The 20,637-nt window shown below is 72.4% G+C and carries 15 protein-coding genes; 12 read left to right on the forward strand and 3 right to left on the reverse strand.

All coding sequences use genetic code 11. The features are described from left to right. Positions 1-15 precede the first annotated feature (15 nt). Both Q7F20_RS04840 and Q7F20_RS04845 read right to left on the reverse strand, forming a co-directional pair. Positions 16-1,605 (reverse strand): GMC family oxidoreductase, encoded by a 1,590-nt coding sequence (locus tag Q7F20_RS04840; RefSeq protein WP_305738978.1) that lies wholly within the window; start codon positions 1,603-1,605, stop codon positions 16-18. Next, a complete protein-coding gene (locus Q7F20_RS04845; RefSeq protein WP_305738979.1) occupies positions 1,602-2,951 on the reverse strand; it encodes an alpha/beta fold hydrolase in 1,350 nt (449 codons plus the stop codon). The genes Q7F20_RS04840 and Q7F20_RS04845 overlap by 4 nt, the downstream gene beginning before the upstream one ends. Before the next feature lie 120 nt (positions 2,952-3,071). Here Q7F20_RS04845 and Q7F20_RS04850 point away from each other — a divergent pair, with 120 nt between their 5' ends. From Q7F20_RS04850 to Q7F20_RS04865, 4 genes are all read left to right on the forward strand, one after another. Then, a complete protein-coding gene (locus Q7F20_RS04850) occupies positions 3,072-5,621 on the forward strand; it encodes a carboxylate--amine ligase/circularly permuted type 2 ATP-grasp protein (protein WP_305738980.1) in 2,550 nt (849 codons plus the stop codon). Beyond that, complete coding sequence (locus tag Q7F20_RS04855) at positions 5,621-7,417, forward strand: N-acetylglutaminylglutamine amidotransferase (protein ID WP_305738981.1); 1,797 nt, start codon at positions 5,621-5,623, stop codon at positions 7,415-7,417. Before Q7F20_RS04850 ends, Q7F20_RS04855 begins: the two co-directional genes overlap by 1 nt. Further along, complete coding sequence (locus Q7F20_RS04860) at positions 7,414-9,339, forward strand: prolyl oligopeptidase family serine peptidase (protein ID WP_305738982.1); 1,926 nt, start codon at positions 7,414-7,416, stop codon at positions 9,337-9,339. The genes Q7F20_RS04855 and Q7F20_RS04860 overlap by 4 nt, the downstream gene beginning before the upstream one ends. Positions 9,340-9,438: 99 nt before the next feature. Next, a complete protein-coding gene (locus Q7F20_RS04865) occupies positions 9,439-10,353 on the forward strand; it encodes a GNAT family N-acetyltransferase (protein WP_305738983.1) in 915 nt (304 codons plus the stop codon). Positions 10,354-10,448: 95 nt separating this feature from the next. On the opposite strand, the gene Q7F20_RS04870 is transcribed toward Q7F20_RS04865, so the two are convergent. Beyond that, positions 10,449-11,813, reverse strand: a complete 1,365-nt coding sequence (locus Q7F20_RS04870; RefSeq protein WP_305738984.1) for a hypothetical protein — start codon at positions 11,811-11,813, stop codon at positions 10,449-10,451. A gap of 181 nt (positions 11,814-11,994) precedes the next feature. On the opposite strand from Q7F20_RS04870, the gene Q7F20_RS04875 reads away from it, so the two are divergent. The 8 genes from Q7F20_RS04875 (at position 11,995) to Q7F20_RS04910 (ending at position 20,631) form a co-directional block, all read left to right on the forward strand. After that, entirely contained in the window at positions 11,995-12,996 is a 1,002-nt protein-coding gene (locus tag Q7F20_RS04875) for a matrixin family metalloprotease (RefSeq protein WP_305738985.1), read from the forward strand. 46 nt (positions 12,997-13,042) lie between these two features. Next, positions 13,043-13,759, forward strand: coding sequence for a GntR family transcriptional regulator (locus tag Q7F20_RS04880; protein ID WP_305738986.1), 717 nt, complete (start codon positions 13,043-13,045; stop codon positions 13,757-13,759). A gap of 193 nt (positions 13,760-13,952) precedes the next feature. Next, positions 13,953-14,951: a sugar phosphate isomerase/epimerase gene (locus Q7F20_RS04885; RefSeq protein ID WP_305738987.1), complete on the forward strand. Its 999-nt coding sequence runs from the start codon at positions 13,953-13,955 to the stop codon at positions 14,949-14,951. Beyond that, on the forward strand, positions 14,948-15,901 hold the full coding sequence (locus Q7F20_RS04890; RefSeq protein WP_305738988.1) for a 3-hydroxyacyl-CoA dehydrogenase family protein: 954 nt from the start codon (positions 14,948-14,950) through the stop codon (positions 15,899-15,901). The genes Q7F20_RS04885 and Q7F20_RS04890 overlap by 4 nt, the downstream gene beginning before the upstream one ends. A 10-nt stretch (positions 15,902-15,911) precedes the next feature. Further along, a complete protein-coding gene (locus Q7F20_RS04895) occupies positions 15,912-16,673 on the forward strand; it encodes an SDR family NAD(P)-dependent oxidoreductase (RefSeq protein WP_305738989.1) in 762 nt (253 codons plus the stop codon). Positions 16,674-16,781: 108 nt separating this feature from the next. Further along, positions 16,782-18,161: an MFS transporter gene (locus tag Q7F20_RS04900; protein WP_305738990.1), complete on the forward strand. Its 1,380-nt coding sequence runs from the start codon at positions 16,782-16,784 to the stop codon at positions 18,159-18,161. Next, complete coding sequence (locus Q7F20_RS04905) at positions 18,158-19,864, forward strand: dihydroxyacetone kinase family protein (RefSeq protein WP_305738991.1); 1,707 nt, start codon at positions 18,158-18,160, stop codon at positions 19,862-19,864. Before Q7F20_RS04900 ends, Q7F20_RS04905 begins: the two co-directional genes overlap by 4 nt. Then, positions 19,861-20,631: a triose-phosphate isomerase family protein gene (locus Q7F20_RS04910; RefSeq protein ID WP_305738992.1), complete on the forward strand. Its 771-nt coding sequence runs from the start codon at positions 19,861-19,863 to the stop codon at positions 20,629-20,631. The genes Q7F20_RS04905 and Q7F20_RS04910 overlap by 4 nt, the downstream gene beginning before the upstream one ends. The last annotated feature ends 6 nt before the right edge of the window (positions 20,632-20,637 follow it).

The raw sequence follows: 20,637 nt of genomic DNA on the forward strand, positions 1-20,637 counted from the left end.
CACGCGTGACCCGCGTCAGGCGGCGACGGTCGCGGCCTGCTCGCGGTCCGCGGCGGGGTCGTCGCGGAGCAGCCGGTCGGCGGTGCGCAGCGACAGCGCCATGATCGTGAGCGCCGGGTTCGCGATGAGGGAGCTCGGGAACACCGAGTTGTCCACGACCCACAGGTTCGGCACGTCCCACGACCGGCCGGCGGCGTCCACGACCGAGTTCCCGGCATCGGTCCCCATCCGGGCCGTCCCGACGGTGTGCGCCGTGCGGTCGAGGACGCGGACGTCCTTCCCACCAGCGGCTTCCACGATCGAGGTCATGGTCCGGATCGCGTGCCGGGTGATCGCGTCCTCGTTCGACCCGGGCGAGAACGTGACCCGCGCCTTCGGCATCCCGTTGGCGTCCAGCTCGTCGGTGAGCACGAGGCGGTTGTCGTCGTACGGCAAGCACTCCGCGTTGATGCCGACGCCGGCCATCCGCGGGTAGTCCTGCAGCGCGCGCACGAGGGCGGCGCCGCGCAGTCCACCGCCACGCACGAGCGAGGTCGTCAGTGTCAGCGGCTGCACGCCGAGGCTCTGGATGAGGTACCCGCCTGCGAAGTCGGCGTCCGCGGGTCGGATGAAGTCCTCCGTGATGATCGACGACGGGTACCCGCGGTAGGACCGCATCGACTCGTCGAAGGTCGCCCAGACCTGGGTGGCCCCGTGCGCGGTGAAGTTCCGACCGACCTGGCCGCTGCTGTTCGCGATCCCGGTGTGGAGCAGCAGGCGCGGGGTCTCGATGCCGCCGGCGGCCAGGACGAGCGTGCGACAGCGCTGCCGGTGGTCGCGGCCGCCCTGGCGGTAGACGACGGCCTCGACCCGGCCCCGGGCGTCGAGCTCGATGCCGTGCACGAACGCCTCGGCGCGGATCTCGGCCCCGAACGCGACGGCCGCGGGCAGGTACGTGGTGTCCATCGACACCTTCGACCCGTTCCGGCAGCCCTGGTGGCAGGACCCGCAGGAGATGCAGGCCTGGCGGAGTCCGTGGTGCTCCTGGTGGCGGTCCTCGGTGGTGAGGCCGACGGGGGCGTCCGTCGCCGTGATGCCCACGGCTGCGGCGCCGCGCATCATCATGTCCGACGAGGCGTTCCGGGGCGGCGGGCCCATGCGGTAGCGGCGTTCCGGGTCCCACGGGTAGTGCGCGGGTCCGGCGACCCCGACGTCGTGCTCGACCTGCTCGATCCAGCGGGTGAGCTCGGCGTGGTCGATCGGCCAGTCCTCGCCCTGCCCGGAGTCGGTGCGGAGCCGGATGTCGTGCTGGTTCGGCCGGGGTGTGAACGCGCCCCAGTGCAGGGTCGAGCCACCCACGCCGGTGCCGCTGTTGTTCGGCCCGAACGCCGTCGGGGAGCTCCCGCCCGAGATGCGCTCGTCCATCCAGTTGATGTCTCCCGGCGCCTCGACCTCGTCGGGCGTGTGGTCGCCGGGCTCGGTGTTCGGACCGGCCTCGAGCGCGACGACGCTCAGACCCTTGCGGGCGAGGGTCGCGAGCAGCGGTGCGCCGCCCGCTCCCGTGCCGACGACGACGACGTCGACGACCTCGTCCTCGCTGTGGTGGCGCTGGTGGTCGAGTCTCATCGTCCGGCTCCCGTCGGTTCCCATGCTTCGCGCTCGCCGGCCCCGAGGAGCAGGAAGCCCTGTTTGCGCAGGCCGTCGCCGCCGTTGGCGAAGCCGTCGTAGTCCACCGAGGCCATCGTCGCGGGGTGCGCCATCCACTGCTTGGCGAGGTCGACGCTGGCGTCCTCGAGCCACGCCTCCAGCTGCGACCGGTCGAGCCGACCCGTCGTCGGCGTGTACTCGCCCGCGGTGACCGCGTCGACGACCCCGGCGAGGTGCTCGTCGCCCTGCGCGGCCTCGCTGGCGAGTGCGTCGAGTCCGGCCCGGTAGGCGTCGAGGTCGGCGGGCAGGCCGTCCGGTCGCCAGCCGTCTCCGAGTCCGTCGGCGAGCTGGTCGTCCACGCGCAGCGCGAGGTCGAGGTGGCGGTCGCCCGGCTGGGGCACGACGACGCGGGCCAGTGCTCTGAGAGTGTCGAGCTGCGCAGGGGTGAGGGCACGCGGCTCGCGGTCCGGGGCGTCGGGGAGCGCTCGGACCGCGAGGATGCCACGGGTCCGTGCGCTCACGCGGGGCGAGGCGATCACCCGGGCGGTCTCGGCGGGGACGAGCGGACCGTGGTCGACCCGCCGACGCCAGAAGTCCCGGATGCGGTCGGCGACGGCGTCCGGCTGCTCCCTCGGCAGCAGGTGCGCGGCGCCCGGCACCACGTCGAACTCGCCCGCGGTCCAGTGCGGCAGGTTCAGCTCGCGCTGGGCGTCCGGACCGAGGTCGCCGTCCTCGGCGCCCGCCAGCACGAGGGCGGGGACCGGGTTCGGCGCGAAGTCGGTCGACCAGTCCTCGCGGCTGCCGCGGACGAGCCAGTCGGTCCAGGCCTGGGGGACGGCGCGCTCGACGTCGTGCACGGCGGTCGCGTGGGGCTCCGGAGCGAGGCGCGACGCCGTGTTCGCGTCGACGAACGCCTCGGCCTCGTCCGGCCCGATCTCACCGTCGGCCGCCCAGTCGAGCATGCTCCGGCGGCGGTCCTCGTCCATCGGCTCCGGCGAGAGCGGCGACGCGGCGAGCAGGACCACGGCGCGCAGACCGAACAGGCCGTTGCTGCCGTCGACGGTGCGCGAGGCGACGACCGACGCCACCTTCCCGCCCATCGAGTGTCCGATCAGCGCCCACTCGGTGGCACCGCTCCGGCCGATCGCACGTTCGACGAGCACCACCATCTCCTCGACGGTGGTGCCGGTCACGGCCGTGCTGGTGCCGAAGCCGGGCAGGTCGATCCCGATCAGGTCGAGGGTCCCGGCGAGCCGGGTGCGCAGCCCGACGAACTCCTCGGAACTCGATCCGAGGGCGTGCAGGCAGAACACGGTGGTGGACATCCTTCGTTCCTACGTGCCGTCGCGCCGCTGCTCACAGCACCGCTGTACCCCGTGTTTCGAACATGCGAAGATCGGCGGCGGACCGAGCGGAACCGATGGTGCCGGCGATAGGTTCCAGCCATGAGTGCAGAGCTGACGCTCGGCGCCGAGGAAGAACTGCACCTCATCGACCTCGATTCCGGACGACTTTCCGCGAAGGCCCCGCGCCTTCTGCCCAAACTGCCCGCCGACCGGTTCGGCGCTGAACTCCAGCGCACGACCATCGAGACGAACACGCCCGTGGTGCGCACGCTCGACGACCTGCGACGGGTGATCGTCGACCTGCGCAGCGAGCTGCGTGCCGCGATCGCCCCCGCCGGGGTCACGATCGCGGCCGCCGGCACCGCGCCGCGGTCGGAGTACGCCGACTTCGAGCTGACCTCGGGTGGGCGGTACGGCCGCATGCAGGAGCAGTACCGCATGCTCGTCGACGAGCAGCTCATCTGCGGGCTGCAGGTGCACGTCGGCGTGAGCGACCGCGACCTGGCGGTGCAGATCGCCCAGCGGGTGGCCCCGGCGCTGCCGGTGCTGCTGGCGCTCAGTGCGTCGAGTCCGTTCTGGAACGGGCAGGACACCGGGTACTCGTCGTTCCGCAGCATCATCTGGCAGCGCTGGCCCTCGGCGGGGAGCTTCGGGCGTGTCCGGGACGCGGCCGAGTACGACGCGATGCTCGACGACCTCATCGCGTCCGGTGTGATCGCCGACAAGAAGATGGCGTACTTCGACGTGCGGCCGTCCTCGCACGCCCCGACGCTCGAGCTCCGGGTGTGCGACGCGACGCCGATCGTGGACGACGCCGTGCTCATCGCCGGGTTGTTCCGCGCCGCCGTGCGCAAGGCCGAGAAGACGGTCGAGGCCGGGGCCGAGTGGCGCCCGCGCAGCGAACCCCTGCACCGTGCGGCGATGTGGCAGGCGGCCCGGGGTGGCCTGACCGGAGAGCTGCTCGGTCTCGGCCAGCACCCGGAGCGGCTGCCCGCCGAGACCGCCGTCCGGCAGCTCGTCTCCCGGCTGCGTCCAGAGCTCGAGGAGCTCGGGGACTGGGGCACGGTGTCCGAGCTCGTCGAGGACACCCTCGCCCGGGGCAACTCCACGGACCGGCAGCGCACCGCGTACGCCGAGCGCGGCGAGCTCGACGACGTCGTGGCGTCGGTCGTGAAGGACACCACGGGCACACCCTCCGGCAGTGCCGAGCAACCGACCGTGACGCTGCCGTCGTACCGCGTGCGCGCCGGTGACGAGGCCGTCGGTCCGGGTGCGCGGCCGCGCCCGGCGTTCCGCGACCTCGCGGTCTTCTTCCGCGGGTGGGATGCCGAGACCACCATCGACCGCTGCGCCGCCCGCGACGCCTGGACCCGCGAGCACGAGGTCGGCTTCGTGGTCGACGGCGGCGTCCAGGCGTTCGGCTGCGACCTCGTGCCCCGGACCGTCAGCGCCTACGAGTGGAGCCAGCTCGCCGCCGGCCTCGGGCAGCGCGCCCGTGCGATCGAGCTGTTCCTCCGCGACGCCTACGGTCCCCGGCGGATCGTGGCGGACGGTGCGATGGACGAGAGCCAGTTCGTGGGCGCCGACGGCTGGGACCCGGCGGCGACCCGGCTGCCCGAGGACGCCGTGCGGGCGTCGGTGATGGGCTTCGACCTGGTCCGGAACGAGTTCGGCGGGTGGCGCGTCCTCGAGGACAACGTGCGGTCGCCCTCCGGTGTCGCCTACGGCATCGCGCTCCGCGAGCTCATGGACGAGGTGGTGCCGGACGCCCCGCGGCCGGAGCACCTGCTCGACCCGCACGGCGTGGTCGACCGCCTGCGTGACACGCTCCGCGCCAACGCGACCGCCGTGACCGGTGAACCGGAGCCGGTGATCGCGCTGGTCAGCGACGGCCCCGCCGCCGGCGCGTGGTTCGAGCACCGCAGGCTGGCCGACGGAGCCGGGTTGCGCCTCCTGGCAGGCTCGGACCTGGACGTCCGTGACGGACGCGTGGTCGACGCGCGGACGGGTGCGGTGCTGCACGGCCTGTACCTGCGGATCGACCGCGACGTCAGCGCGCTCCGCGCGGAGCACGCACCCGACCTCGGCGCGCGCATCCTCGACGTCGCCGCGGCCGGTGGCGTGCACCTCGCGAACGCGCCGGGCAACGCGCTCGTCGACGACAAGGCGATGTACGTCACGGTTCCGGACCTCATCTGGTACTACCTCGACGAGAAGCCGCTGCTCGACTCCGTCCCGACGTACCGCACCAGCATCGAGGGCGAACGGCTCTCGGTGCTCGACCGCGTCGGGGAGCTCGTGACGAAACCCGTCGACGGCGAGGGTGGCCGGGACGTCCTGATCGGCCCGACCGCGAGCGCTCCGGAGGTCGCCGAACGACGCCGGGCGATCGCGGCGGAACCCGACCGCTGGGTCGGGCAGGAGGTCGTGCAGCTGTCGTCCCACCCGACCATCGGACCGGCCGGCCTCGACCCGAGGCACGTCGACCTCCGGGCCTTCGTGTACGTCACCGGCACGGGCCCCGACGACGCCCACCTCGCCGACGTCGCGCTGACGCGGGTGGCGCCGGAGGGCAGCATGGTCGTGAACTCCTCGCGGGGCGGCGGAGCCAAGGACACCTGGATCACCGGAACGACAGGGGAGCGCTGATGTGCGGACTCGCGGGAGAACTCCGGTTCGACGGGACGGCGCCCGACGTCGCCGCCGTGGCGCGGATGACCGGCTGCCTGGTGCACCGCGGCCCCGACGGCGACGGGCTCTGGGCACGCGGCCCGGTCGCGCTCGGGCACCGGCGGCTGTCGATCGTCGACCTGTCCACCGCCGGGGCGCAGCCGATGGTGGCCCCACGCGCCGGGTTGACGATCGCCTACAACGGCATGGTCTACAACTACCGGCAACTCCGCGACGAGTTGCGCGGCAAGGGCCACGAGTTCTTCTCGACCTCGGACACCGAGGTCATCGTCGCGGCCTACGCCGAGTGGGGCACGCGGTTCGTCGACCACCTGGTCGGGATGTTCGCCATCGCGATCTGGGAGCACGCGAGCGGTCGACTCGTGCTCGCCCGCGACCGGCTCGGCATCAAGCCGCTCTACGTCGCGCGGGTCGCCGGCGGGGTGCGGTTCGCGAGCTCCCTGCCGGCGATCCTCGCGGGGAACGGCAGCGGCGGCAGCGTCGACACGGGCATCGATCCCGTCGCCTTCGCGTCTTACATGACCTTCCACTCGATCGTGCCGGCCCCGCGGACGATCCTCTCCGGCGTCGGCAAGCTGCCGCCCGCGACCGTCCGGGTGATCGAGCCGGACGGCACCGAGCGCGACGAGACGTACTGGGCGCCCCGCTTCGAGCGCGACCCGGACAAGGCCGCCTGGACCGACGAGGACTGGCAGGAGGCCTTCACCGCGAAGCTCCGCACCGCCGTCGAGCGTCGCATGGTCGCGGACGTCCCGGTCGGCGTGCTGCTCTCCGGCGGGATCGACTCCTCGCTGGTCGTCGCACTGCTCGCCGAGGCCGGCCAGCAGGACCTCGCCACCTTCAGCATCGGGTTCGAGTCGGCGGGCGGGGAGTCCGGCGACGAGTTCGAGTACTCCGACGAGGTCGCCCGGCACTTCGGCACCGACCACCACCGCATCCGCATCCCCTCGTCACGGCTGCTCGACGGCATCGACGGCGCGATCGGGGCGATGAGCGAACCGATGGTGAGCCACGACTGCGTCGCGTTCTACCTGCTCTCGCAGGAAGTGTCGCAGCACGTCAAGGTCGTGCAGTCCGGCCAGGGCGCGGACGAGGTGCTCGGCGGCTACAGCTGGTACCCGCCGCTCGCGTCCGTTCCGCGGGACCAGGCCGCCGAGGTCTACCGCTCGGTGTTCATGGACCGCCGGTGGCCGGCGCTCCAGGCGCTGCTCGGGGAGCGGTGGCGGAGCGACGACGACACCCCGTCGGCGTTCGTCGACGCCTCGTTCGCCGTTCCGGGGGCGGAGACCAGCGTCGACGCCGCGCTCCGCAGCGACACGATGACGATGCTCGTCGACGACCCGGTGAAGCGCGTCGACAACATGACGATGGCGTGGGGGCTCGAGGCGCGCGTGCCGTTCCTCGACCACGAGTTCGTCGAGTTCGCGGGCGCGATCCCGCCCGAGCTCAAGCTCGCCGACGGCGGCAAGGGCGTCATGAAGCGCGCCGCCCGCGGCATCGTCCCCGACGCCGTCATCGACCGGACGAAGGGGTACTTCCCGGTGCCGGCGATCCGACAGCTCGAGGGCCCGTACCTGGAGCGCGTCCGGCAGGCGCTGCACGCACCCGAAGCCCGTGAGCGGGGGCTGTTCGACCCGGGTACGGTCGAGCGGATGCTCCAGGACCCGAACAGCACGCGGACCGAGATCGGCGCGAACGCGCTCTGGCAGCTCGGCCTGATCGAGATGTGGCTGCAGCAGCAGGGGGTGCGGTGAGCGCGCGGATGCCGGGAGGCGCGACGCACCTCGCATCGTCGGCCACCGCCCGGCAGGCGGCCGACCTGGGCGAGCGCCTCGTCGCGGCCTGGGGATCGTGGGGCCCCACCATGACACGGAACGCCCGCCGTGTCGCGTTCGTCAGCGACCGGCACGGCAGCCCCGAGGTCTTCGTGCAGGACGTCGTCGTCGACGCCGAGGCACCCGACCCCGTACGCATCCGACTGACCGACGACCCCGTGATCCGCGTGACGTGGTCGTCCGACGGGGAGTGGCTCGCCGTCGCCATCGCGACCGACGGCGGCGTGAAGCAGCAGGTCTGGGTCGTCCGACCGGACGGCAGCGACGCCGCGCAGATCGCCGGGTCGAGGTGGCAGCACGCCGAGCTGGGACCGTGGAGCCGCAGCGGTCACCGCGTGGTCATCACCCTGCCGTCGACCGAGGCCGAGCAGCCGGCTCGGTCGTACCTCGTCGACCCCGTGTCGGGCGACCGCGACGACCTCGCGGTGGGCGAGCTCATCCACGTCCTCGACCTCAGCGTCGAGGAGCGACTGGTCGTGCTCCGGGACGGCCAGCGCGGGCACGAGTTCGTGGTGGTCGTCGACCGGCTCACCGACGAGAGCCACGCGCTCTTCAGCGACGAACCGGACAGCTCCGCCGAGATCGCGTTCCTGCGCCCGGCGCCCGCCAGCGAGACCAGTCCCCTCGTCGCCTACGTCGCCACCGAGGACGGTCTGCCCCGCCGCGGGCTCGTGGCCCAGCCGGTCGGCCCGCACGGCTGGCGCGGGGAACCCCGCCGGATCCTCGCCCGCGACGACGCCGAACTCGAGTACCTCGACGCCGACGACGCCGGCCGGACCCTGCTGCTCGTCTGGAACGTCGACGGTCGGAGCGAACTCGACCTCCTCAACACGCACGACGCCTCGCGGACACCCGTGCCGGACCTGCCCGGGCACGTCGTCACCGACCCGGTGCTCAGCCGCGACGGCCGGAGCGTGCTCCTCGCCGTCGAGGGACCGCTCCGGCCGCGGGAGCTCTGGCGGCTCGACACGAACGCGCTGACGTGGAGCCGGGTGACCGGCGTCCCCGAGCTCCCCGACGTGCCACTGGTCGAGCCGACGCTCGAGCGCTTCGCGGCGCGTGACGGACTGGAAATCACCGGCTGGCTGTACCGGGCGGTGGAGCCGGCCGCGTCGTCGACCGGCGGCGATCCCGGAGCCGGGGCCGTTCCTCCCGAACCGCGCCGAGCGCTCGTCCACCTGCACGGCGGACCGGAGTCGCAGGAGCGGCCCACGTTCTCGCCGCAGCACCAGGCGCTCGCCTCCGCGGGGATCACCGTGTTCGCGCCGAACATCCGCGGGTCCAGCGGGTACGGACGCGACTTCGTGCACGCCGACGACCTCGGGCTGCGCTGGAACGCACTCTCCGACGTGGTGGACTGCGCGCGCTTCCTGGTGTCGAACGGGTACGCGGACCGGTCCCGGGTCGCGGTCGAGGGCCGCTCCTACGGCGGGTACGCGACGCTCGCGTCCCTGGCGTTCACGCCGGACGTCTTCGCTGCCGGCGTCGCCGTCTGCGGCATGAGCGACTTCGCGACGTTCTACCGGGACACCGAGCCGTGGATCGCCGCAGCGGCCGCGACGAAGTACGGGCACCCCGTCGACGACGCCGCGCTGCTCGACTCGCTGTCGCCGATGCGGGCGATCGACGACGTCACCGCGCCGCTGCTCGTCGTGCACGGCGAGCTCGACACGAACGTCCCGATCGGTGAGGCGCACCAGGTCGTCGAGGCGCTGACGGCGAGGTCGCACGACGTGGAGTACCTCGAGCTCGCGGGCGAGGGGCACGAGTACCGCCGCGCTGCCTCGCGTGCGGAGCTCGTGCGGCGGATGGTGGCGTTCGTGACGGAGCATCTGGCGTAACGCCGCGCGCTCGGCGGCGCGCGACGTGGGAGGGGCGCTCGCCGCGTCACGCGGTGCAACGATGCACGACCGGCGCCCGAGGCGTCGCAGGATGGACCCATGACGACCGATGCCCCGACGTCCGACCTGCTCCGCCCCGGCGACGTCCTGCTCACCGCCGCGGCGGACGCGACGTCCGTCGTCGACCACGCGCGCAACACCTACGCGGCCGCCGTCGTCGCGGACACCCACGGCTGGGCGGACGGGGATCGCCGTCGACTCGAGGACCTCGGCTTCCGCGGCGGCGACCCCCGTGGTGCGGCGTTGCGGACGCTCGACCTCACGATCGCCGACGACGGCACGCCCACCCGACTGCTCGACAACCCGGCGCTCGCGTCCCTGAACGGCGAGCACGCCCGGTTCGCCGACCGGCGGGGTGACGTCGCCCGCTACCTGCCCGACGTGTCGGTCTGGACCGGGATCCCGGAGCGACCGACGGCCGCCGACTGGGAGGACGTCCGAGCGCTCCTCGGCCCGGGAGCGGTGTTCGGCGTCGGCGCGTCGGCCGTCGCACCGCCCGGCTGGCCGGCCGTCGAGGGCTCCGGGGGAGTCCAGCTCACCGGCGAGGCCATCGAGGGGGCTCCCGACCCCGAGGCCGTCGAACTCACCCCGGACGACGTGCCCGAGATCCTCGAGCTCATCGCTCGCACGAAGCCGGGGCCCTTCCTGCCCCGCACGATCGAGCTCGGACGGTACGTCGGCATCCGTCGCGAGGGCCGCCTCATCGCGATGGCCGGTGAGCGCCTGCACCCGCCGGGCTGGACCGAGATCAGTGCGGTGTGCACGGACGAGGGCTTCCGCGGTCAGGGGCTCGGACGGCGCCTGGTGCTCGACGTCGCGTACGGCATCCGGGCGCGGGGCGAGACGCCGCTCATGCACGCGGCCGCCGGCAACACCGGGGCGATCTCGCTGTACCGGCACCTCGGCTTCCGGTTGCGGGACCGTGGTGCGCCGCGGTTCCTGCGGGTGCCCTGACCGCTGTCGCGGTGCCCTGACCGCTGTCGCGGTGTCGGACGGGAGGCGCGGTGAGGGCCCGCCACGTGCCTCCCGTCCGGCGCGGTGCGCGTCGGTCAGCCGACCTTCTTCCAGGTGCCGCAACCGCTGGACTCGAAGCCCACGGCGTTCTTCGGGATCGTCACCGTGACGGTCGCCCGCGAGTCGCGGTAGTCGTTCGCGATGATCGAGTCGATGTCTCCGTCCGCTGCCGAGTACGTCGCCCAGTAGCAGCCCGCCGGAGCCGACGTCCGCCACGTGGTGCCCGCGCTGATCTGCGGGCCGACGACGTAGACGCCGTCCGAGGAGATGTTCGCGAGCTTCGGGCCGGCCGAACCGACCGGGTACCAAGCACCGCAGTCGTCGAGCTCCACGTACTTGTCGGAGCTGGAGATCGTCATGAGTCGCTGGCCCGAGCCGAGGTCGTTCGCCCGGATGTCCTCGAAGCGGCCCTGCGCGCTGCTCAGGCGTGCCCAGTAGCAGAGCTGGCTCGTCTTCGTCGTCGAGTAGTACGTGCCGGCCTTCACCTGGGTGCCGACGCGGTACGTGCCGTCGCCGGAGAACGCGACCGCGGCCTTCGAGATCGCCGCCGTGGCCGCGCTGCGAGCGGCTCCGTCGGTGTAGCCGTTCTTCGACACGATCACCCGCGAGGAGATCTTCGCGCCGACGTCGTAGTAGCCCAGACGGTAGGTCCGACCGGTCATGCTCGGGACGACCGTGCCGTTGCGGGACCACTCGTACCGGTACGTCAGGCCGGAGGTGTTCCAGGAGCCCTGCGACGTCGTCAGGACGCTCCCGCTCCGCGTGATGCCGACGACCGCCGGGTTCTTCGTCGCGCGCGGAGCGTCACCGCGGGCGACGATCCCGACGTACTTGTTGCGCGTGGTCGTCTCGTACCCGGACCGCGATCCGGTGATCGAGACGGTGAGCTTGTGACCGCGGTCGGACACGGTCGGGGTGTAGCGGGTCTTGTACGCGCCGCCGATCGCGACGCCGTCCCGGTACCAGCGGTAGTCGACCGTCGTCGGAGCGGGCTTCCAGGACGGCGCGGCGACCGTGAGCGACCCGCCGACCTTCAGCGTGCCGGTGACCGTCGGGGCCGTCGTGGTGAACGACCGCAGGGCCTGGGTCGTCGGCGGGGCGCTGGGTTCGGTCGTGTCGGCGGGCGCGTCGGACGGCGTTGCGCCCGCGGGCGTCGTGTTGGCCGGCGCCGTGATCGCTGCCGGGGCGGTCGCGGCCGTCGTGGGCGTCGCTGCCGGGTTGTCCGTGGTGGTCGCCGTCGCGGTCGTGGACGGCGCGGTCGGGCTGGCCGCCGGAGCTGCGGTCGCCGGAGCTGCGGTCGCCGGGGTGGCGGCGAGCAGGGTGGCGGCGGTGACGGCCAGGGCAGCCAGGGGCAGGACGAGCTGCCTCGGTCGTCCGGGGGCGCGTTCGGGTCGTGCCATCGTGGTGGTTCCGTTCTGGATTCGTGTGCGGCGGATCGCCGGTACCGAGAATAGAAGAGCGTCGCTCAGGTCATGCGCGGCCAGTTCGGGGGGTTGACCGTCCCCTCGGGGGGTCCGCACACTGACTGCTCCGGCAGGGGGCTGCCGGGACAGGGGACCAGGAGGCTCAGGGAACGTGCGGATGTCCACGGTGACCGCAGGAGCGGTCGTGTTCGGGGTCGCGCTCGCCGCGGTCGTCACCACGTCGATCGGCATCGAGCGCGCCGACGCGGCGCCGTCCTGCCGCGGAGATCGGATACCGGTGTCGGCGCTCGCGACGGGTTGCGTCGTCTCGTCCGGCACCGTGGTGCTGCCCGACGGCCGGCAGTTCCGGGTGCCGCCGGTCGGGACGACGGTGTCCGCGATGTCGGTCGGTGCTGCGGGCGGCGTCGACGAGGGGGACGTGTCGGTGACCAACACCGGCCGCTCGGGCATCGCGGTGCTCGCGCACGAGGAGTGGTCCGGTGCGCCGGCAGCCATCCGGCAGGAGCGCGCCGCCCTCGCGCACCGGACGCTGCCCGGCGGCTCGGGGCTGCGTGCCGCCGGCGGTGCGGCTTCGTCGTCGGCAGCCACGAGCAAGGTGTCCAGCTGCTCGGCGACGGCGTACTCGAAGCTCGGCTTCCGCTGGGCAGACACCGTCGAGTGGAGTTACAACCCGAACAACCAGAAGGTCTCCGGCGCAGCGGCCATCGGTGCGGGCTCCGATGCCTGGACCGGGACGACCTCGGCGTGCGGCCGGACCGTCCGGTCGACGGCGGACGACTCGTACCTCGGCAGCCGCAAGCAGGCCATGGGGGTCACGGCGACCGGGGGCTGCGGCGCGTCCGACGGCTCGAACATGGTCGGGTGGGGCTCGCTGCGGTCGGGGACCCTCGCGGTCACCTGTGTCTGGTCGCGGTCCGGAGTGGCGGTGGAGACGGACCAGCGGTACTCGACGTCGGTCGACTGGTCCGCCGCATCGACCTGCTCCGGCAAGCGCTTCGACCTGCGCGGCGTGGCCACGCACGAGTGGGGGCACGCCTACGGCCTGGGACACACCGCGTCGACCAGCGGCCTCGTGATGAAGCCGGCGTCGACGACGTGCGAGACCGGTCAGCGCACCCTCGGCCTCGGCGACCTCATCGGCATCGACGCGCTGTACTGACCCCGGCGGCCGTCATCGGTCATCCTGGATTCTCTAGGATCGATGCATGGCGACCACGATGCCGGGCTTCGGGACCGAGCGCATCACCCAGCTCGGGCTGCGCGACCGCGTCTACGACCGGGTGCTCGAGGTCCTGATGGGGCACGACGTCGAGCCGGGCATGCGCCTGTCGATCGACGGACTCGCCCGGTCCCTGGGGGTCTCGCCGACCCCCGTGCGTGAGGCGCTCGTCCAGCTCGAACGCACCGGCCTCGTCACGCGCGAGGCCAACAAGGGGTACCGGGTGTCCCCGCCGCTCGCCGGTGACCAGCTCGAGGCCCTGTTCGACGCTCGACTCATCGTGGAGTCGGGGGCCGTCGAGCTCGCTGCACGCGGTGACGTCGCCGCACTGCGGACACGACTGGCGACGGCGCTCGCCGAGCAGGCGGCCGTTGCCGAGGAGATCGCCGCGACCGGTGCGGGTACGGCGTCCGAGGAGCTGATGGCGCGGTTCTTCCGGGCCGACTGGCAGTTCCACCAGGTCGTCTTCGACGCGACCCGGAACCCGTTCCTCGAGGAGATGTCCGAGATCATCACCACCCGTGTCCACCGGATGCGGCAGATCGTCGAGGGTGGTGGAGACGACACCGACCGTGCCGTCCAGGAGCACCGTGCCGTCCTCGACGCACTGGCCGAGGACCCCGCGTCGGCGGTCGCGGCGATGCGGCACCACATCGACGCCGTCCGGCTGCGGTCGCGAGCGGACGCGTCGCACTCCGTCTGACGTCCCCGACGCGCGGACGCCCGTCCCGAGGTTCGGGTCAACGGGACGGGCGTCCTGATCCCCGCGTGCCCGTCTCCTTCGGAGCCCCCGGACGGGGGGTTTGGCCGGCGCGGTTGCGAATCTGCAGAAGCGGAGTATCTTTCCTATAGGAAAGAGGTTCACCGACGAACCCCCACATGCGAAGGAGCATCCCGTGAGCACACCGCAGGACTGGGTCGACCAAGACTGGGACTCCAGCAGCTGGACGGCGGACACCTGGCCGATCGCGACGTGTCTGCACGGGTTCCCTCCGGTGACGCGCGACGGCGTCGCCTTCCACGACGCGGACCCGGCCGTCTGGGACGACGTGTTCGCCCAGATCGAGGCCGTCGGCTTCTCGCTCGCCGAGCTCGCCGACAGCCACATCCGGCCCGCCGACCTCGAACGGTCCCGCCGGGACGAGCTGTTCGCGATCGCGAAGGCACACGGCGTGGGGATCCCGTCGGTGCACCTCCAGCGCAAGAGCGTCGTGCAGCCCGGGCACGAGGAGGACAACCTCGCCTACGCCCACCGCACCATCGACGCGGCGGCCGAGTGGGGCATGCAGGTGTTCTCGACGGGGCTGCACCAGCCGTTCAACGAGGCCCAGCGGAAGGCGCTCTGGTTCTGGACCGCACAGGGACCGAAGGACCCGGACGACCCCGAGGTGCGTGCCGCCGCGGTGTCCCGTCTGCGCGAGCTCGGCGAGCACGCCGCGAGCGTCGGACTGCCGATGGCACTGGAGCTGTACGAGGACACGTACCTCGGCACGGCGGACAGCGCCGTGCGCCTGGTCGAGGAGATCGGCCTCGACAACGTCGGGCTGAACGCCGACGTCGCGAACCTCATCCGTCTGCACCGTCCGGTCGAGGACTGGAAGGAGCTGTTCGCCAAGACCCTGCCGTACACGAACTACCTGCACGTGAAGAACTACACGCGCGACGAGGCCGGCGACGGCAGCTGGGCGACGAGCGCGCCGAGCACCATGGAGGCCGGACTCATCAACTACCGGCACGTCCTCCGCGACGCCGTCGCCGACGGGTTCCGCGGGATCGTCATGACCGAGCAGTACGGCGGGGACAGCCTCGGCGTCTGCGCCACCAACCAGCAGTACATCCGTTCCGTCCTCGCCACCTCGGTGGTCGGGGCGACGAAGCAAGGAGTCACCCGATGAGCACCCTCGACATCGCCGTCGTCGGATCCGGCTACATGGGCGGGGGGATCGCCCAGGTCCTCGCCCTCGCCGGTCACACAGTCCGGATCGCCGACGTCTCGGCCGAGATCGCCGCGTCCAACCGGGACCGGCTCATCGCCGAGACGGAGCAGTTCGTGGCGGACGGGCTCTTCCCCGCGGACGCCGTGTCGCGCGTGGACGCCCACCTCAGCGCCGCCGCGTCCATCGAGGAGGCGGTCGCGACGGCCGACTTCATCGAGGAGGCCGTCCCGGAGAAGCTCGAGATCAAGCACGCGACGCTCCGCCGCATCAGCGAGGCCGCCCGCCCCGACGCGATCATCGGCTCGAACACCTCGACGATCCTCATCGAGTCGCTGGCCGAAGCGGTCGTCGGTCCGGAGCGCTTCCTCGGCGTGCACTTCTCGAACCCCGCGCCCTTCATCCCGGGCGTGGAGCTCATCCCGCACCCGACGACGAACGAGCACGCGATCGCGGTCGGCGAGACCGTGGTCGCCGCGACCGGCAAGCAGTCGGCTCGGGTGAAGGACTCGACCGGGTTCGTGCTCAACCGACTGCAGTACGCCCTGTTCGAGGAGGCGACGAAGATCGCCGACGAGGGCATCGCCACTCCCGACGACATCGACACGATCGTGCGGACGACCTTCGGGTTCCGGCTGCCGTTCTTCGGTCCGTTCGCGATCGCCGACATGGCCGGCCTCGACGTGTACGCGTTCTGCTTCGAGTCGCTGCAGACCCGGTGGCCCGAGCGCTTCGCCACCCCGCCGTCCCTGCAGCAGCACGTCGACGCCGGCGAGCTCGGCACGAAGTCCGGCGCCGGGTACCTCGACGTGCCCGCCGACCGCACCCCGGAGCTCGTCGCCTACCGCAACAAGGCCTACGTCGCCATGCAGAAGCTCCTCGACGAGCTCGGCCCGGCCCCGATCCACTGAGGACACGACGATGCGCAACGACGAGCAGACCGCCGTCCTGACCGGAGCCGCCTCCCCGCGCGGGATCGGTCGGGCCACCGCCCACCACCTCGCCGAGCAGGGGTGGAACATCGGCATCATCGACCTCGACCAGGACGCGAGCGAGCAGGTCGCCGCCGAGATCCGCGACCAGCACGGCGTCCAGGCCGTCGGAGCGGGCGCGGACGTCGCGGACGAGACCGCGGTGCGCGCCGCGTTCGACAGGGTCGAGGCCGCGCTGCCGCCCATCGCCGCCCTCGTGAACCTCGCCGGGGTCTCGTCGGCACACGCCTACCTCGACCTGCCCGAGGGTGAGTGGCACCGTGTGCTGTCGATCAACCTCGACGGGGTGCACTTCGCGAGCCTGCGAGCGGCGCAGTCGATGGTCCGCAACGGCTACGGCCGGATCGTGCACCTGTCGTCGGTGTCCGCCCAGCGGGGTGGCGGGACGTTCAGCAAGACGCCGTACTCGGTCGCGAAGGCGGGGGTCGTCGGGCTCACCCGGGGCATGGCCCGCGAGCTCGGGCACCAGGGGATCACCGTCAACGCGATCTCACCCGGTCCGATCGACACCGACATCATGGGCGGCACGCTCTCCGAGGAACGCAAGACCGCGATGGCCGCCGACGGGGTGCTGCCCCGGATCGGCACCCCGCGGGACATCGCCGCCGCGATCGCCTACCTCATCAGCGAGGACGCCGGCTTCGTCACCGGCCAGACCCTCAACGTCGACGGCGGCCTCTACATGCACTGAGCGCGCGAGCGCCCACCGGGCCCGACCCGGCCCCACGACCAGAGCGAGCCGGTGTGCTCGTCGTGAGTCGTGCCTCCAGTCAGACCACCCGATCGCGAAGGAGCGACCGTGTCCGCAACCAGCCCCGCCCTGGGGTCCACCCACGATCCCGCACTGAAGTCGGCGATCGGCAAGGCGACGAAGCACCTCATGCCGATGCTCGTCATCCTGTACTTCGTGGCGTTCCTCGACCGCACCAACGTCGGGTTCGCCGAAGAGGCGCTGAGCGTCGACCGGAACATCTCCGACGCCGCCTTCGCGCTCGGCGCCGGCATCTTCTTCATCGGCTACGCGATCTTCGAGATCCCGTCCAACCTGCTCCTCAAGCGGTTCGGCGCCCGCTTCTGGCTGGCCCGCATCGCCGTCACGTGGGGCATCGTCGCCGCACTGTTCGCCTTCACGACGAACGACACGATGTTCATCATCCTGCGGTTCCTGCTCGGTGTGACCGAGGCCGGCCTGTTCCCCGGCGTCATCATGTACCTGTCCGAGTGGTTCCCGAACAAGGTCCGCGTGCGGATGTTCGCGATCTTCTACCTCGCGCAGCCCTTCTCGCAGATGATCGGCGCACCGCTCTCCGGCGGCCTGATCAGCGTCGGCGACCAGGTCACCCCGTTCCACGGGTGGCAGGTGATGTTCTTCGGTGAGGGCATCCTCGCGGTGCTCGCCGGCGTCGCGGCCCTGTTCTTCCTGACGAACAGTCCGCAGCAGGCGAAGTGGCTCGACGACGGCCAGAAGGCATCGCTCACGGCGGCGATGGCCCGCGAGGACCACGCCAGGAACGAGGACGGCCCGAAGGGCATCTGGAAGGCGATGGCCAGCGGCCGCGTCTGGTACTTCACGATCATCTACTTCTGCCTGCAGGTCGCCGTCTACGGCACGACGTTCTACCTGCCGCAGCAGGTCTCGTCGCTGCTCGGGCAGGACGTCGGCTGGCAGGTCGGGCTCGTCGCCGCGATCCCGTGGCTCGTCGGTCTCGTCGCCTGCTACCTCGTCGGCTCCAGGGCGGACACCGTCGGTCGTCGTCGGCGTTGGGGCACGATGTTCTACGTCACGACGGGCCTGTCGATCCTCGGCTCGGCGTGGGCGGGCGCGAACGGGCAGCCGGTCCTCGGCATCCTGTTCATCACCCTGGCCGTGGCGAGCTTCCTGGCGGTGGGACCGATCACCTGGGCGTACCCGACGGCGTTCCTCACGGGAGCGGCGGCGGCCGCGGGCATCGGCCTCATCAACTCGCTCGGCAACCTCGGCGGGTTCGTCGCTCCGATCATGCGGACGGCGATCAACGAGGTGGTCCCGACCGACAGCGGAGCGTTCGGCATCGTGTCGCTCGGCGTCCTGGCGTTCGTGGCCGCGGTGATGATCTTCTGCACGAAGTTCTTCCGCGGTGCGAAGGCGGACGAACTGCTCGACACCACCCACGTGCGGACCCAGGGGGACGAGCGGTGACCCGCCTGTTCAACGACCCGGCGGACTTCGCCGACGAGTCGACCGACGGGTTCGTCGCCGCGAACGAGCGGTGGGTACGGAAGGTGCACGGCGGGGTCGCCCGCTCGACCACGTCCCCGGACGGCACGGTCGCGCTCGTCATCGGCGGTGGTTCCGGCCACTACCCGGCGTTCGGTGGCCTCGTCGGCCACGGGCTCGCGGCCGGCGCCGCGATGGGCAACCTGTTCGCCAGTCCCAGCGCGCAGCAGGTCACCGCGGTGGCGAAGGCCTCCGAGCACGGTGGTGGTGTGCTGCTGAGCTACGGCAACTACGCCGGCGACGTCCTCAACTTCGACGCCGCCGCACGCACGCTCGAGGCCGACGGCATCCGCGTCCGCACGGTACGGGTCACCGACGACGTGGTGAGCGCTCCCGCCGACCGTGCGCACGAACGTCGCGGGATCGCGGGGGACCTCTGCGTGTTCAAGGTCGCCGGCGCCGCTGCCGAACGGGGCGACGACCTCGACGCGGTCACGGCGATCGCGCAGCGGGCGAACGACCGCACGCGGTCCTTCGGTGTCGCGTTCTCCGGCTGCTCCCTGCCCGGCGCCGAGGAACCACTGTTCGACGTGCCCGAGGGCCGGATGGCGATCGGCATGGGGATCCACGGCGAACGCGGCATCGACGAGGCGGACGTCCCGACTGCGTCCGGACTGGCGGACCTGCTCGTCGAGAAGCTGCTCGCCGAGCTGCCGGACGGGGTCACCGTCGCCGGAGCGCGCGCCGTCCCGATCCTCAACGGCCTGGGCAGCGTCAAGTACGAGGAACTGTTCGTCGTCTACCGATCGGTGCAGCGCCGGCTCGCCGACGCGGGCATCGTCATCGTCGAGCCCGAGGTCGGCGAGCTCGTCACGAGCTTCGACATGGCCGGTGTCTCACTGACCCTGTTCTGGCTCGACGCCGAGCTCGAGGAACTCTGGGCTGCCCCGGCCGACACCCCGGCGTACCGCAAGGGCGGCGCCGTCGCGCAGGAACGCGTCGCGCCGTCCGTCGTGGCAGCCGACGCCGCGACGGACGAGGTGGGCCCGGCCAGCGAGGGATCCCGGGCCGCGGCCGTCCGGCTGGCCGCGGGCTTCGATGCGGTCCGAGCGGTCGTCGACGAGCACGCGGACGAACTCGGCCGCATCGACCAGGTCGCCGGGGACGGGGACCACGGCATCGGCATGCAGCGGGGATCGCACGCAGCCGCCGAGGCGGCGTCCGAGGCCGTCGGCCGCGGAGCCGGCGCGGGCAGCGTGCTGCGGATCGCCGGGGACGCCTGGTCCGACAAGGCCGGTGGCACCTCCGGCGCGATCTGGGGTGCAGCCCTGGAGGCACTGGGTCGCGTCCTCGGGGACGACGAGTGCCCGTCGGCCACCACCGTCGCCGAGGCCGTGGGTGCAGCCACCGAAGCGGTCCTCGCGTTCGGCGCGGTGCCCGGCGACAAGACCATGGTGGACGCGCTCGTCCCGTTCCACGAGGCGCTCCGGTCGCGCGTCGCGGACGGCGCCCCGCTCGCCGAGGCCTGGCGTGCAGCGGTGTCCGCCGCGCAGGAGGCGGCCGACGGCACCGCCGAGCTGCTGCCGAGGAAGGGCCGGGCGCGGACCCACGCCGAGCACGCCGTCGGGACGGCCGACCCGGGAGCGGTCTCGTTCGCGCTGATCGTGGCGGCCGTGGCACCGTGACCACCATCGGGGTGTCGCTCAAGACGTACTTCTCGCACGCTCGGACGCTCGAGTGGGCGGCCGAGGTCGCGGAGATCGCCCGGCGGCACCCCGCGGTGACGTCCGGCGCCGCGTCGCTCTTCGTGGTGCCGACGTTCCCGGCGCTCGTCCCCGTCCGCCGGATCCTGACGGACGCCGACGCCGCCGTGCTGCTCGGCGCCCAGGACCTGTCGTGGGCGGACGCAGGGCCGTACACGGGTGAGGTCACCGGTGCGGAGCTGCGCGAGATCGGCGTCGACCTCGTCGAGATCGGCCACGCGGAGCGGCGCTCCCTGTTCCACGAGACGGACGACGAGGTCGCGGGGAAGGTGCACGCCGCGTACCGCAACCACCTGCGGCCGCTGCTGTGCGTCGGGGAGGTGCACCGCGCCTCCCGTGCGGAGACCGTCGCCGAGGTGACCGCGCAGCTCGACCGGGCCGTCGCGACGGCGGTCGCGGACGGGTTGGCGGGACCGCTCGTCGTCGCCTACGAGCCGGTGTGGGCCATCGGCGCCCCGGCACCGGCACCCGACGAGCACGTCGTCGACGTGCTCGCCGGGATCGAGGAGCACCTGGCAACCCGGCCGGAGCTCGCCGGGTCCGTCGTGATCTACGGGGGCAGCGCCGGACCCGGTCTGCTCACCCGTGGCGAGGGGCGGATCGGCGGCCTGTTCCTCGGGCGGTTCGCGCACGACCCGGCGGCGATCGTCACGATCCTCGACGAGGTGCTCGCGCTCGACGTCAGCTGAGCGGTC

It is taken from the genome of Curtobacterium sp. A7_M15, from assembly GCF_030705415.1.
In the GTDB taxonomy this organism is placed as follows: Bacteria; Actinomycetota; Actinomycetes; order Actinomycetales; family Microbacteriaceae; genus Curtobacterium.

Coding starts and splice junctions, on each gene's coding strand:
- Q7F20_RS04840 (WP_305738978.1), bottom strand. CDS start 1,605: ATGAGACTCGACCACCAGCGCCACCACAGCGAGGACGAGGTCGTCGAC.
- Q7F20_RS04845 (WP_305738979.1), bottom strand. CDS start 2,951: ATGTCCACCACCGTGTTCTGCCTGCACGCCCTCGGATCGAGTTCCGAG.
- Q7F20_RS04850 (WP_305738980.1), top strand. CDS start 3,072: ATGAGTGCAGAGCTGACGCTCGGCGCCGAGGAAGAACTGCACCTCATC.
- Q7F20_RS04855 (WP_305738981.1), top strand. CDS start 5,621: ATGTGCGGACTCGCGGGAGAACTCCGGTTCGACGGGACGGCGCCCGAC.
- Q7F20_RS04865 (WP_305738983.1), top strand. CDS start 9,439: ATGACGACCGATGCCCCGACGTCCGACCTGCTCCGCCCCGGCGACGTC.
- Q7F20_RS04870 (WP_305738984.1), bottom strand. CDS start 11,813: ATGGCACGACCCGAACGCGCCCCCGGACGACCGAGGCAGCTCGTCCTG.
- Q7F20_RS04875 (WP_305738985.1), top strand. CDS start 11,995: ATGTCCACGGTGACCGCAGGAGCGGTCGTGTTCGGGGTCGCGCTCGCC.
- Q7F20_RS04880 (WP_305738986.1), top strand. CDS start 13,043: ATGGCGACCACGATGCCGGGCTTCGGGACCGAGCGCATCACCCAGCTC.
- Q7F20_RS04890 (WP_305738988.1), top strand. CDS start 14,948: ATGAGCACCCTCGACATCGCCGTCGTCGGATCCGGCTACATGGGCGGG.
- Q7F20_RS04895 (WP_305738989.1), top strand. CDS start 15,912: ATGCGCAACGACGAGCAGACCGCCGTCCTGACCGGAGCCGCCTCCCCG.